At 40.1% G+C, this 13449-nt stretch carries 12 protein-coding genes and 1 rRNA gene; 4 read left to right on the top strand and 9 right to left on the bottom strand.

From position 1 onward, the window contains the following. Positions 1–51: 51 nt before the first annotated feature. The 4 genes from SYJ56_RS18475 to hemN all read left to right on the top strand — a co-directional run bounded on the left by SYJ56_RS18475 (position 52) and on the right by hemN (position 4321). On the top strand, positions 52–930 hold the full coding sequence (locus SYJ56_RS18475) for a DUF58 domain-containing protein (protein ID WP_323836700.1): 879 nt from the start codon (positions 52–54) through the stop codon (positions 928–930). Beyond that, entirely contained in the window at positions 923–1819 is an 897-nt protein-coding gene (locus SYJ56_RS18480; RefSeq protein ID WP_323836702.1) for a hypothetical protein, read from the top strand. Before SYJ56_RS18475 ends, SYJ56_RS18480 begins: the two co-directional genes overlap by 8 nt. Continuing rightward, positions 1800–2843: a vWA domain-containing protein gene (locus SYJ56_RS18485; protein WP_323836704.1), complete on the top strand. Its 1044-nt coding sequence runs from the start codon at positions 1800–1802 to the stop codon at positions 2841–2843. The genes SYJ56_RS18480 and SYJ56_RS18485 overlap by 20 nt, the downstream gene beginning before the upstream one ends. A 119-nt stretch (positions 2844–2962) precedes the next feature. Continuing rightward, complete coding sequence (hemN, locus tag SYJ56_RS18490) at positions 2963–4321, top strand: oxygen-independent coproporphyrinogen III oxidase (protein WP_323836706.1); 1359 nt, start codon at positions 2963–2965, stop codon at positions 4319–4321. Here the strand turns inward: hemN and SYJ56_RS18495 are convergent. From SYJ56_RS18495 to rrf, 9 genes are all read right to left on the bottom strand, one after another. Next, positions 4318–5019, bottom strand: coding sequence for a sulfite exporter TauE/SafE family protein (locus SYJ56_RS18495; RefSeq protein ID WP_323836708.1), 702 nt, complete (start codon positions 5017–5019; stop codon positions 4318–4320). The two genes, hemN and SYJ56_RS18495, sit on opposite strands and share 4 nt — an antisense overlap. Next, positions 5020–5445: a FixH family protein gene (locus tag SYJ56_RS18500; protein ID WP_323836710.1), complete on the bottom strand. Its 426-nt coding sequence runs from the start codon at positions 5443–5445 to the stop codon at positions 5020–5022. A gap of 24 nt (positions 5446–5469) precedes the next feature. Further along, positions 5470–6882 (bottom strand): cytochrome c oxidase accessory protein CcoG, encoded by a 1413-nt coding sequence (gene ccoG, locus SYJ56_RS18505; RefSeq protein WP_323836713.1) that lies wholly within the window; start codon positions 6880–6882, stop codon positions 5470–5472. Between the two features lie 51 nt (positions 6883–6933). Next, on the bottom strand, positions 6934–7872 hold the full coding sequence (locus SYJ56_RS18510; protein WP_323836715.1) for a cbb3-type cytochrome c oxidase N-terminal domain-containing protein: 939 nt from the start codon (positions 7870–7872) through the stop codon (positions 6934–6936). Continuing rightward, a complete protein-coding gene (locus tag SYJ56_RS18515) occupies positions 7869–8054 on the bottom strand; it encodes a cbb3-type cytochrome c oxidase subunit 3 (RefSeq protein ID WP_323836717.1) in 186 nt (61 codons plus the stop codon). The genes SYJ56_RS18510 and SYJ56_RS18515 overlap by 4 nt, the downstream gene beginning before the upstream one ends. A gap of 11 nt (positions 8055–8065) precedes the next feature. Further along, positions 8066–10192, bottom strand: coding sequence for a cytochrome-c oxidase, cbb3-type subunit I (ccoN, locus tag SYJ56_RS18520; RefSeq protein ID WP_323836719.1), 2127 nt, complete (start codon positions 10190–10192; stop codon positions 8066–8068). Next, positions 10185–10373: a cbb3-type cytochrome oxidase assembly protein CcoS gene (ccoS, locus tag SYJ56_RS18525; protein WP_323836721.1), complete on the bottom strand. Its 189-nt coding sequence runs from the start codon at positions 10371–10373 to the stop codon at positions 10185–10187. Before ccoS ends, ccoN begins: the two co-directional genes overlap by 8 nt. Position 10374: 1 nt before the next feature. Continuing rightward, the gene (locus SYJ56_RS18530) at positions 10375–12801 is read right to left on the bottom strand and encodes a heavy metal translocating P-type ATPase (RefSeq protein ID WP_323836723.1); all 2427 of its coding nucleotides are present in this window, start codon (positions 12799–12801) and stop codon (positions 10375–10377) included. Positions 12802–13362: 561 nt separating this feature from the next. Continuing rightward, positions 13363–13449: ribosomal RNA gene (gene rrf, locus SYJ56_RS18535) — 5S ribosomal RNA — on the bottom strand; the annotation flags it as partial.

A 13449-nucleotide genomic window follows, 5' to 3' on the forward strand; every position in this document is an offset into this window, starting at 1 on the left:
ATTTTATAATTCAGCTTAGAAGCATAACTTAGGCCGTTCAAATCACCATTCATGAACGAATTATTCAGCAAGCTCAGAAAATACGAAATCATGATCCGAAAGGTGGCTAATAATCACCTGCAGGGAGAATACCAGTCACTTTTCAAAGGGTCAGGGTTGGAGTTTGATGATCTTCGTCCTTACCAGTATGGAGACGATATCCGTACGATTGAGTGGAAAGTATCTGCTAAGGGACACGGGACTTTTGTCAAAACATTTCGTGAAGACAAAGAACAGTCCGTTTTCTTTCTCTTAGACATAAGTGGTAGCCAGGATATCGGTCAGCCAGGTAACAAGAAAATTGATCAGGGAAAGATCATTGCTGGGGTATTGACCCTCGCAGCTGTGTTTGAAGGAAGTCAGATTGGCCTTATCAGTTATTCAGATCAAAGAGAAAAATTGATACTCCCATCTAAAGGGAGTAAACAGGGTGTGAAAATGATCCGTGGAATCTTTGATCACGAGAACATCTCTCTGAAAACAGATTTGAACTCCATGTTCATGTTTGCTCTTAATCTTATCAAGAAAAGAGCAGTGATCGTCATAATTTCCGATTTCATCGACGAAGGGTACGAACGCCCATTTCGAGCACTTGCAGAGCGTCATGATGTGGTCGCTATTCAACTCACTGACCCGCGTGAATCAGTCTTGCCTTCATTGGGAATTATCCCCGTTTTCGACAAAGAAAAAGGTAAAACTACATGGGTGAACACCGCCTTTGGAAGTTTTTCTAAAAAAATAGCAGATACCTTTACCTCCGAGCGGGAGCATCTAAAGGATATCTGCAAAAAGAACCAAATAAACTATCTAGCTATCGATACCTCTCAAGATATCGTAGGTCCGCTTCTCGAGCTATTTAAGTACCGAAACAAAAGCATGAAACGTGGCTAAAACGCTCAAACTCTTTTTCTTTCTTATTCTACCATTCCTGAGCAATGCACAGCAGATCACTGTAGACGGCTATTTCATGCAAGATTCTGCTAAGATAGGAGAGCGGGTAGGCTATGTGCTGAAAGCAACTTACCCTGCTTCGACACAACTTATCTTCCCTGATTCTACCTTCGATTTTTCGCCATTGGTTTTATTGGAAAAGAAAACATTCATTTCCAATACGCAGGACAGTGTAACTCAGGATAGCACAATTTACTACCTCTCAAATTTCTCTCTGGATCCAAGTTCTTACTTGACTTTGCCAGTATATGAACTAGCCAGATACGATAGTGTGGTGCACTACCCGTTAGAGGCAGAATTAAAGTTAAAGCTTACCCTAGATAGCATTCCTGAACAGTTGGTGTTTCAGGAAAACAATATTTATCAACCACTCGAAAAGTCTTTCAACTGGATTATTATAGGAATTATCCTCGGCGGAATTCTTCTTTTATTAGGCGTTCTTTATTTCCTATTTGCGGACAAAATCCAGGAGTACTGGAAGGAAAGACTAGAGAAAAGGCGCTGGGCTCAATTTGAGAAAAGATGGAAAACCCAAACCGCACTTCTTACGGAAAATCCATCAATTGAGTCTGCCGATGAAGTGATTGGGCTATGGAAAGGCTATATGGAGAGCATCACCAAGCTCCCAGTGAAAGAATGGACCTCTAGTGAAATAGGGATTCGGCTGGATAATCAAGAAATCTTCAAAGCACTTCGAGCTATTGATTTGATCATTTACGCAGGAGAATCTTCAAAAAGTGAAGAAGCAACAACTTATCTTCTAGAAGTGGCAAGACGCAACTACCAGGAAAAACAAACCAAAATCAAGCATGAGAGAGCAGCTGTCTGAATTCTTTAGCTGGTCCTGGTTTCTGCCTGAGACCTTCAAGAGCTACGAATGGGAGAATCCGATTTTACTCAATTTAATCTGGATAATTCCTCTTTTCATACTTTTCAGAACCTTCGTGAAGTTCCTGAAAAAGCCAGTTTTGGAGCTTTCCCTTCCCAAGCGTATAGCAAATAACAATCCTTGGACTTATTTACGTCTTATCCCTGCAGGTTTTTTCTACCTCTTTCTAATCATGCTGGTAGTTGCGCTAGCTCGTCCTCAGCGAAGCAATGAGCGGGTAGAACAATATACTGAGGGAATAGACATCATGCTTGTACTGGATATTTCGGAATCCATGGACCTGCAGGATTTCACCCCAAACCGCTTAGAGGCAGCAAAAGCTACAGCCATCGAATTCATAAATGGTCGTGTTGGTGACCGAATAGGAATGGTTGTTTTCGCTGGTGAAGCCTATTCGCTAGCTCCTTTGACTAATGATTATGAATTGCTCACAGACCTTGTTAAGGAAATTTCATTTAGCATGATGGAAGCTAAAGGAACGGCAATAGGTTCTGCACTAGCTGCTGGTACAAACAGGATGAAAGAATCTGAGTCAGCATCCAAAGTAATGATCCTCTTGAGTGACGGAGAAAGCAATGCGGGAAATGTAGATCCGTTATTTGCCGCAAACCTTGCTTCAGCCTTGGATATAAAGCTTTATACAATCGCCATGGGAAAAGACGGCTTGGTCCCTTATGGCACAGATTTCTTTGGGAGGCCTCAAATGGTAGAGAGTTATCTCGATGAATCCACACTGCGGGAGATTTCAAAAATCGGAAATGGGGAATTTTTTAGAGCCGCCGATAAAGGTACTTTAGCTTCTATTTTCGATAGAATTGATACACTTGAAAAAACCGAAGTAATCGAAAACCGCTACAAAGAAACTGCCGATTACTATCGTATATATCTCTTTTGGGGATTGATTCTATTCTTTGTTTGGCTTGGCCTGAAAAGTACTTTCCTTAATAACTTCCTGCTCGATTAATTTTAGGTTGTTCAAGGAATGGAAAAATATTCAGTTTATGATTTTAGTCACATTCAGGCATTTCAGATATCACTCTCTGAAAGAACATTAAAGGCTTACTTTGCATAAAGGAAATCTATATGCAAATCTCAGCCGAATTAGTTAAAAAATACAATAGCCAAGCTCCTAGATATACATCCTATCCTACCGTTCCTTTATGGGAAAACAACTTGGATTCGAATGATTGGAATGAACTTGTAAAGAAGGCTTTTCAAGACTTTGGCGAAGAAGATGGTATATCTATTTACATACATCTGCCTTTCTGCGAAAGCCTTTGCACCTACTGCGGCTGCAATAAACGGATAACCAAAAACAATAACGTAAAAGCTCCCTATATCCAGGCACTTTTGGCTGAATGGGATAACTACAAAGCGATTTTTGCAGGTAAGGCAAAGATTGCTGGAATTCACCTTGGTGGAGGAACTCCCACATTTTTTGAACCATCTGAACTAAACCTGCTAATTTCAACAATACTTGTAGGAGCTGAGATTTCACCAAATGCAGAATTTAGCTTTGAAGGCCATCCAAACAATACAAGTTTTGAACATCTAAAGACACTCAAAGACTTAGGCTTCGACCGTGTCAGTTATGGTATTCAGGATTTCAACGAGCTAGTTCAGACAACAATTCATCGAATTCAGCCTTTCGAAAAGGTAAAAAATGCTACTGACTCTGCTCGCATCTTAGGTTATACGTCTATCAATTTTGATTTAATATATGGACTACCGCATCAGACGCAGGAAACCATGGAAGACACATTCAGCAAGGTTCTTGAGTTGAAACCGGATCGAATTGCATTTTATAGCTATGCACATTTGCCAAGTGCATTTCCGGCTCAGAAAAGCTTTGAGAAATTTCTCCCTGCGGAAAAAGAGAAAAGAGAATTATATGAATTTGGTAGAGTTCTCCTGTTAAAAATGGGTTACGAGGAAATAGGAATGGATCACTTTGCACTTCCCAATGATGCTCTTTTTATAGCTAAAAATGAAGGGAGGTTGCATAGAAACTTTATGGGATACACTACTTTGCCTTCCAAAATGCTAATTGGCTTGGGAGCAAGCAGTGTGAGTGATATCTATTATGCCTATGCCCAAAATGAAAAAGGAATTGAAAAATACCAATCAGAAGCATTAAATGCCAATTGGACATTACAAAAAGGACATAAACTTTCAGACTTGGATATTCAGATAAGACGAATAATTCTTGATTTAATTTGTAAAAAGCAAGCTGAAATACCCACCGAAATTTGGGAAAAGTTTACAGAAACTCAGATTTGGAATCTTCAGGAAATGGAAGGGGACGGGCTTATTTCTATACATAATTCCAGTGTCAAAGTGAGCGAGGAAGGGATGAGTTTCATTCGGAATATTTGCTCTCAAATCGATATTAGACTTGCAGAAAATCAAAACAAAAAAGTTTTATTCAGCAAAACGATTTAGCGACACATCGTGATCTCAATCTGCTTATTCCCATAATCAAATACTTGAAGGTCTGGACTAAAGAACATTCCTAATCCTAATCCTCTAAAAATAAAAAGGATGCCTATAAGCGCACCGATATAAGGAATTGCTTTCTGGAATTTTTGTCTCATTTGAAAAGAGACCAAAGAGCCTGAGTACATCAGGACAAGCAGTAACGGAATCGTTCCTATCCCAAAAAAGAACATGTATGTTGCTCCTAATAGGGGACTTTGCAACCCTAAAGCAGCCACCAAAGCCATATAAACCATGCCGCAGGGAAGAAGGCCATTGGCTAATCCCGTAGCTAGAAATGCAAAAGATCCACCAGCTTGGAGAAACCGGTTCAACTGTCTTTTAACCCAATTTACGATTCCGGAAAGAGCTGGAATAGTTAAGAACTGATCGGCTTTTTTATGACTAAGTGCCAAAATCAAGATCAGTAATCCAATGGCAATTGAAAAACCTTGCTGCACTCCTGCTAATGATAGCGAAAAACCTAAGCTACCCACGAGTAGGCCTAGAACTGCATAGGTGATGCTACGTCCAATATTATAAAGTATTTTATGATAAAAGAAGGATGATTTACCTTTGCCTCCCACCGATAAAGCAATCGGACCACACATTCCAACACAATGAAATGAGCCCAGAAACCCAAGTAAGAAGGCAGTCCAAAGCATTTAGATAGTGATTTCTTTCTCTTGATAATGATCAACTCCATTTTCAGACCAACTAAGCTGAACCTTCCAGTAGCCTGTTTTCAGCTCCTTTAGCGATACCTCCGTTTTTCCTGAATGGGTGACTTCCACGTTGATATTCTGATCCAAGGAAGAATCAGAAGGACGAAAAAGCTGCAAAGAACCTTTTGCTCCATTGGGAAGGTCAAGTTCAATTAGTTGGTTTTGAGGGTTATAAAAGATTACTTCTCTGTCCAGTTCCATTGCCGATTTGGATTCATCGATTCTGTCTTGGTATTTGATTTCTTCCTCGTAGTAATTTTCAGTCACCAGCTCAATTCCATCCATTCGCACAGATATAATCACCATAGTCATAATCAGTGCTACAAACCCTATAATAGTAAGTACTATTCCCTTTCCCCAATTCATGATTTCCTTAGTTAAATATCAAGCTTATTTTACCGGAGCAGTGAAATTTGTCTCTATTTGGTCGATTTCCTCTCCCTTATGAAAAAGAGCTAATTCTACTTTCTCCTGGTTCACCTTTACTTCATTCTGATTTCTCACCAAAAAGAATCTACCCTCAAATTTAGACTGAGCTTCTAATACCAATTGCTGCACACCAACTATTTCAACACCTATTCCTTCAGCCAACGACTTAAGTTCTACCTCTTGCGGCTCAAAGGTTTTATTGATCAAGGTTATTTGATAAAGATTGGTGACCATGCCGTCTTCGCGTTCTTGGTATGTCATACCCGGAAATCTAGTAATAGTAGCAGAAATATCATCTCGCGTAGCAATCAGAGATACAAATACTGCGATCAACAAAACCAAAACAACAATATAAGATTTAACTCTGCCGGTGAGTAACTTTTGAAAGCCCTGGTTAATACTATTCTCTGATGCATATCTGATCAGGCCTGTAGGGCGATCTACCTTGACCATAACTTCATCACAGGCATCTATACAAGCTGTACAGTTCACACATTCCATCTGTATTCCATTACGGATATCTATACCCGTCGGGCATACCTGAACACAGAGACTACAATCCACACAATCTCCTTTATCTATATTATCGGCCGCATTTTTACGAATGGGTGCCCGTGGCTCTCCCCGGACATAATCATACATCACATTGATGGAATTATTATCCAGCATCACACCTTGAAGTCTTCCATAGGGGCAAACCACTATGCATGCCTGTTCACGAAACCACGTGAACACAAACATGAAAATGCCCGAAAATGCCAAAAGCCCAACAAAACCAGCCATATGCTCAGTAGGCGGTGAGGAGACTATAGTCATTACTTGATCTATCCCTATGAGATAAGCCATCACCAGATGTCCAATCAAGAGAGAGATTATTGCAAAAATGGTGATCTTGATAGTTTTCTTTGTGATTTTTTCTTGATTCCAAGACTGTGCGTTTAACGCTCGTTGCTGATTGGCATCCCCTTCTATAAAGTATTCAACCTTTCGAAAAACCATTTCCATAAATAAAGTCTGAGGACATGCCCAGCCACACCATACCCTGCCAAAAGCTACCGTAAAGAGAATAATAAAAACAAAGAAAATCAGCAATAGAAAAATCAGCAGATAGGTATCCTGAGGCCAGAATACAGCTCCAAAAATGATGAATTTTCTTTCAAAAATATTGAATAGTAGCCATGGCCTTCCATCTACTTTGATAAAAGGTCCTGAAAATAATATGGCCAATAACAGCCAAGAGAAGTACGTTCTGTATTTGTAGAAATAGCCTTTGACTTTCTTGGGATAAACCCAATTCCGCTTCCCATCATCCTGGACAGTAGCTAGTGCATCTCTGAAAGTTTCAGGATTTAAATGTGGGTTCTTCTTTGCCATAGTGGTAGGCTATTTACTGCCGAGAATTACGAAATTCCCGGCAGTGTTAATTTATTCTGCAATAGCAGTTGTATCCGCAGCAACAGTTGTACTATCGCCTGGGGCCAAATTATCAATAGGAGCAGCTTCGCTACCACCTGTGAATAATTCCCCTTGTGGAGCTTTTGGTACGGCAGGACTAGTTCCTTGAAAGGTGAGAATGTAGCTGGACACTTGTTGTATTTCCTGCGGGCTTAATTGATCCTCCCAAGGTACCATTCCTTTCTCGATTACTCCATATTTTATCACATTGAAGACATCTTTAATATCTCCCCCATGTATCCAATATTGATCGGTCAGATTTGGACCAACTCCCCCTCCTCCATCTGCAGCATGACAAGCGGCACAGTTAGCTTCGAAAATCGTCTTACCGGCACTAATACCTACATCCGAATTGTCAATTTCTACATTTGTCTCATCAATTGATGCCATAGCACTAACTCCTCGGGCTTCGGCTTCAATAGCAGCAATCCGAACTTCCTCTTGATATTCTTCAACTCCTGTTTTACCATATCCCAAAACTGTATAATAGCCAAAATAGAAAACAGCAATAAATATTGTCCCTAAAAAGACATATTGAAGCCAGGGAGGCATAAAATTATCAAGCTCGTGGATTCCGTCATACGAATGATCCGACATCAACTTCTCTGAAGCTTGCTCCTCTTTGATATCTCCTGTGACAAACCGCTTCTTAAATGATGCCCACCAACTTGGTGCATCTACCATTTCAGGATTCTCCTTTCGGAAAACCGCTGAAATAAAAGACATCAGATATATCATAAGAATCAAGAGCAAAATAATCACTCCGATTATGACACCGATAATAATTAAAAGGGCCATCTGATTAGAATCCATAGCTCCTAATCCTCCTGGCACAGATTCGTCCTGTGCCAACGCTGGAGTAGAAAATAAAAGACCACTCAAAGCAAGAAATGATAAATATTTTTTCATGGCTGGTTGTCGGTTAATTCATTGTCATCATCCATTGGCAGAGAACTCATATGGTCAACATACTCCTGTGGGACTCTCATAGCCCAAATAGCAACCCCTATAAAAAAGAGGACAAATATGATTAGAGAGATAATCGGGAATATCTCTACATTTTCCATTGATCTTAATACTTCTTTGTACATGATTTCTCCGATTAATTAGATTTTGAGACTTTAATGTCAGTACCTAATCGCTGCAAATAAGCAATCAATGCCACGATTTCAGTGGTTGGCATTACCTCGACCCCTGCGTCTTTTAAGTTGGTAGCTATACCTCCTGCTTGAGCTTCCAGATCGGACGCTGCTTGCTGATCATAGCTTTCAGGATATGGAACGCCAAGCTTTTGCATAGTTCTGATTTTCGCAGGTAGATCTGAATAATCCAACTCATTGGTCAACAACCATGGGTAAGGCGGCATCAATGAGCCAGGAGACATACTGCGAGGATCTTCCATATGGAAATAATGCCAGCTGTCCGGATATTTCCCTCCAACTCTATGCAGGTCAGGGCCGGTACGTTTGGAGCCCCATAGGAATGGGCGATCATATACAAATTCCCCCGCTTTGGAGTATTCTCCGTATCGCTCAGTCTCAAATCTAAACGGTCGGATCATCTGAGAGTGACAGCCTACACAACCATTTTCGATATAGATATCTCTTCCTTCAAGTTCAAGTGCTGTGTATGGCCTAACAGAACTGATGGTAGGTACGTTGGATTTTACCAAAATAGTAGGAATAATCTCTACAACCCCACCAATCAGGATAGCAATAGTAGCTAATACAGCAAAGAAAATTGGCTTTCTTTCCCATGCACGGTGCCAGTATTCGCCGACAGGATTATAGTTCTTTGTTAAAGCAGGAGCAGAATCCTCTTCTGTTTCTTGAAACACCCCTTGCTGAGCAGTTTTGAACATATTGTACATCATCAGGATTGCACCACTTACGTACAACAATCCGCCAAAAGCTCTCAGCATGTACATAGGCACTAATTCCACTACGGTCTGTAGGAAGTTTCCATACGCCAATTTACCCATCTCATCAAATTCTCTCAACATCAAGAACTGAGTCAAAGCCGCCACATACATTGGCAAGGCATAGAAAATGATTCCCAGCACTCCAAGCCAGAAGTGTACGTTTGCCAGTTTGGTAGAAAAGATTGTGGTTTTGAATAATCTTGGCCACATCCAGTAGAGCATGCCGAATGTCAGGAATCCATTCCATCCAAGTCCTCCTACGTGCACGTGTGCTATTATCCAATCTGTGTAATGGGCAATCGCACTTACATTCTTAAATGAAAGCATCGGGCCTTCGAAAGTAGCCATACCATAGGCAGTGATGGCTACTACCATGAATTTCAGCACGGGGTCATTTGTCACCTTATCCCATGCTCCACGCAAAGTCAATAACCCATTCACCATACCTCCCCATGAGGGAGCTAAAAGCATTACTGAGAAAACTGTTCCTAATACTTGCGCCCATTCAGGCAATGCTGTATAAAGCAAATGATGGGGTCCTGCCCACATATAAAGAAAAATCAACGACCAAAAGTGAATAATAGAGAGCTTATAAGAATAAACCGGTCTATTTGCTGCTTTTGGAAGGAAATAGTACATCAACCCTAGGAACGGTGTGGTTAGGAAAAATGCCACTGCATTATGACCATACCACCACTGCACTAAGGCATCTTGCACCCCCGCATAAGCAGAGTAGGATTTTAAGAATGAAACAGGTAAGGCTAAGGAGTTAACAATATGAAGGACAGCTACGGTAATGAATGAAGCCAAATAAAACCAAATAGCCACATACATATGTCTCTCTCTACGAGTGAGTATAGTACCAATCATATTGACTCCAAAAGCCACCCAGACAACTGCAATAGCTATATCAATTGGCCACTCTAATTCGGCATATTCCTTAGAGCTGGTTAGGCCTAACGGCAAGGTTAACACTGCAGAAAGAATGATCAGTTGCCAGCCATAGAAGTGAAACCAGCTAAGTGATTTATTCCACATCGGTGCCTTCAGCAACCTAGGCATGGAATAATACACCCCGGCAAATATTGCGTTTCCTACAAACGCAAAAATTACAGCGTTTGTATGAAGTGGCCTAATTCTTCCAAAAGTAGTATAGGGATTACCTAAATTGGCTTCAGGTAAGAAAAGCTGTGTCGCTGCAAGTACGCCAACAAGCATCCCAATTACGCCCCAGATAATCGTCGCAGCTCCAAAATACTTGACAATTTTATTGTCGTATAGGAACCTCTCCAGAGTAGCATCATTCATAGGATTTCGGTTTTGGTGATTGATTTTTTTTTGTTTTTTTCGAATTATTTTCAAACAGAATCCTTATCGAAGGAGTATAATTATCATCAAATTGTCCGCCTTTCATAGCCTTGAAAAAGAGGAACAAAAACGTACTTGCCAGTACCAGACTAATTGCAATTAATAGAAAAATAACCTCCATACTATACTAGTTTTGAAGTTAAAAGCCCAATTCTCCAGGCAACAAAATTTGTCGACAATGTCGTAAAAACTACCACTGACACACTACTAAGTGGCATCAAGATGGCACAAATCACAGGACTCAAAAGTCCCTGAACTGCCAAGGTAACGCCTATTAAGTTATATAATAAACTCAACAAAAAACTTGCTTTGATAATAAGTCTGCTAGATTTCGCAAAACTTAAAAACTGAGGAATCATTCCAAATACTTCCGAATCCATAATAGCATCGCTTGCTGGTGAGAAATGACTCACTCGATCCGAAATGGCTACACCGACTTCACTTTCTTGTAATGCCCCTGCATCATTTAAGCCATCTCCTATCATTAATGTATGATGAGTACTATTCAACTTCTTTACATAAGTGAGCTTATCGCCAGGACTCTGTTTGAAGTTATAGTTAATCTCTTCTCCCAGTTTTTTCTCCAAATAAGTTTGTTCATGAGGGAAGTCACCAGATAATACATGGAGATCGTAATCAGTCTTAAGTTGATCGATTACTTCAGAAGCTTTCTCCCGAAGTCCAGACTCGATAAGGAAATATCCTAGCTCCTGTCCTTCCACAGATAAACAGACGATATTGCCATTTTGGCTTTCTATTCTATTTCTAAATCCTGTAAACGTGGCGGAGCCCAGTCTAAATTCTTGATTCTTGAAAACGGCTTGGATACCAGCCCCCTTTATCTCTCTCACTTCTTCAAGCGGTACACCTGTTTGATTACCAAGCCAAAGATTAATTCGATTGCTGAGTGGATGCGTGGATCGCTCTACCATGGTTTTCAACAGAGCTTTGGTTTCTTCAGAAAGCACTTCTCCCCTATAGCAAATCTTGGCATTTGCAGGATCTGTAAGTGTACCGGTTTTATCAAATATCACGGTATCAATTAAAGCTAGCCGCTCGACCACACTCGCATTCTTAAGGTAAAATTTACTTTTCCCAAAAATCCTTAGCGTGTTTCCTAATGTAAAAGGAGTAGACATGGCCAATGCACAGGGACAAGCCACTATGAGAACTGAGGCAAATACTTTAATCGCAATAGAAAAATCTACTAACGCCCAATATGAAAATGCTACCAGCGCAATAGCTAGCACAGACCATGTAAATACAGAGCTAATTTTGGTAGCCAAAGATTCCAGTAATCTTCCTTCTCCTTTTGCAAAAGACTCATTGTTCCACAAGTCAGTTAGATACCCTTGAGAAGGTGGCTTTTGAACTGACAATAAGACTGCATTACCTTTTTGGCGGCCTCCTGCGTAGATTAATTCTCCCTTTTGCCTTGGTACTGGGACTTCCTCTCCCGTTACAAAACTATAATCAATATTTGCCAAGGAACTCAGCAAAAGGGAATCCGCAGGAATCAATTCCTCATCCCTCACCAGAATCACATCACCTACTTGAAGTTTTGCAAGGGGGATTACAACCTCTTGGTCTTTTACAATTTTGGTAACAGCTATTGGGAAATAAGACTTGTAATCCCGATCAAATTCAAGTGTTGAAAAGGTCTTTTGCTGATAAAGTTTCCCTAACAGTAGAAAAAACAAAAGTCCACCAAGGCTGTCCATATAACCGGAGCGTTGAAAAGCGAATATCTCCCAAAGTGAATAAACAAAAAGCGCGAGGATTCCCAGAACGATTGGAACATCCATGTTAATTTGCTTTTGCTTTAGTGAATTCCATGCTGAGCGATAGTAATCACTTGCCGAATAAATGACCACAGGAATTGCCAGAATCACATTTAAATAACTAAACAATCCCCGAAAAGAAGAATCAATTAGATCCGCTTCGGAGAAATATTCAGGTATACTAAATAACATCATATTCCCAAAACAAAAACCTGCTACCGCTAGTCGTAAGATTAAGCGCTTATCAAGTCCCACGCCATCTTTCTTATCCAGGTTTGAAAGATGGATCTGAGGTTCATAGCCGATTGTGGATAGCAGGCTAACCAATTCTTTAATGCTTATTTTATCACGTATCAGTTTAATCTGAACCCTCTTCTTAATAAAATCAACACGGCTGTAAAATATACCTGAATGTATTTGATGGAGATTTTCCAAGAGCCAAATACAGGATGCGCAATGAATTATTGGAATAAAAAATGTTATATGACTTTCAGATTCATTCTGAAAATCAAGCATACGACTAACGGTTTCCTCATCATCTAAATAATCAAATCGATTAGATTGGAGCCCCTTTCTCCGTTGGCTTTCTCCCGGATGATTAGCAATATCATAATAATTACAAAGGTCATTCTCAGAAAGCACTTCATATACCAATTTGCAGCCTTGGCAGCAAAAATTCTTATCATCCGATAGAATCACCAACTCATTGCAGTTTTCACCACAGTGAAAACATGCTACTTCGCGAGTTGGAGATATTTCAGGCTTCATTACCTTCAATTTTACTAAATTTTCTATCAATATGTTAGCGAAAAGGCCTTTAGCATGCAGATTCTCCCTACTAGTAGGAGGGTGAAAGCGCCTAAAACGAATATTATTTGCCTCTCCGTTCTGACCGCAAAACTATACTATTGGCAAAGCCCAGCAACTGAGCAAATACATGTAAAAAGCTGACAAAAGTCAGGTTTACTGACCAGAATTCACTTTGGATAAAAGAACAAACCAAAGGCACTTTATTGCATCCTAATAAGAGATTGAAAGGGAATAAATTCAGTCAAAATCATCATTTATATGCATACTAGCTTTATCTCTATAACAAGGCTACCACTATGACTTTCAATTCTAAAAAAATAAAGAAAATGAAGATTCAATGTTAAGATGTGGATATTTGCCATTTCTGGTCTTCATAAACCAACAATTCTACTGGATACTTTATAACATTCCATTTATATAGCAGCAGCACAAATCCACTATTGTAAGCCTTAGGAGAAAAATGATAAGTGGTATAAAACAAAAAAGCCCGATGGGATTAACCAAAGGGCTTTAGAATAAATGAGGCGGCGACCTACTCTCCCGGGTGTAACCCCAGTACCATCGGCGCTGCAGGGCTTAACTTCTCTGTTCGGGATGGGAAGAGGT

This window comes from Algoriphagus aurantiacus, assembly GCF_035156405.1.
Taxonomy (GTDB): domain Bacteria; phylum Bacteroidota; class Bacteroidia; order Cytophagales; family Cyclobacteriaceae; genus Algoriphagus; species Algoriphagus aurantiacus.

Bases quoted from the DNA above. Each gene is read 5' to 3' on its own strand.
- ccoG (WP_323836713.1), bottom strand. From the start codon at position 6,882: ATGGCAAAGAAGAACCCACATTTAAATCCTGAAACTTTCAGAGATGCA.
- SYJ56_RS18530 (WP_323836723.1), bottom strand. From the start codon at position 12,801: ATGAAGCCTGAAATATCTCCAACTCGCGAAGTAGCATGTTTTCACTGT.
- SYJ56_RS18510 (WP_323836715.1), bottom strand. From the start codon at position 7,872: ATGAAAAAATATTTATCATTTCTTGCTTTGAGTGGTCTTTTATTTTCT.
- SYJ56_RS18500 (WP_323836710.1), bottom strand. From the start codon at position 5,445: ATGAATTGGGGAAAGGGAATAGTACTTACTATTATAGGGTTTGTAGCA.
- SYJ56_RS18515 (WP_323836717.1), bottom strand. From the start codon at position 8,054: ATGTACAAAGAAGTATTAAGATCAATGGAAAATGTAGAGATATTCCCG.
- ccoS (WP_323836721.1), bottom strand. From the start codon at position 10,373: ATGGAGGTTATTTTTCTATTAATTGCAATTAGTCTGGTACTGGCAAGT.
- SYJ56_RS18495 (WP_323836708.1), bottom strand. From the start codon at position 5,019: ATGCTTTGGACTGCCTTCTTACTTGGGTTTCTGGGCTCATTTCATTGT.
- hemN (WP_323836706.1), top strand. From the start codon at position 2,963: ATGCAAATCTCAGCCGAATTAGTTAAAAAATACAATAGCCAAGCTCCT.
- SYJ56_RS18475 (WP_323836700.1), top strand. From the start codon at position 52: ATGAACGAATTATTCAGCAAGCTCAGAAAATACGAAATCATGATCCGA.
- ccoN (WP_323836719.1), bottom strand. From the start codon at position 10,192: ATGAATGATGCTACTCTGGAGAGGTTCCTATACGACAATAAAATTGTC.
- SYJ56_RS18485 (WP_323836704.1), top strand. From the start codon at position 1,800: ATGAGAGAGCAGCTGTCTGAATTCTTTAGCTGGTCCTGGTTTCTGCCT.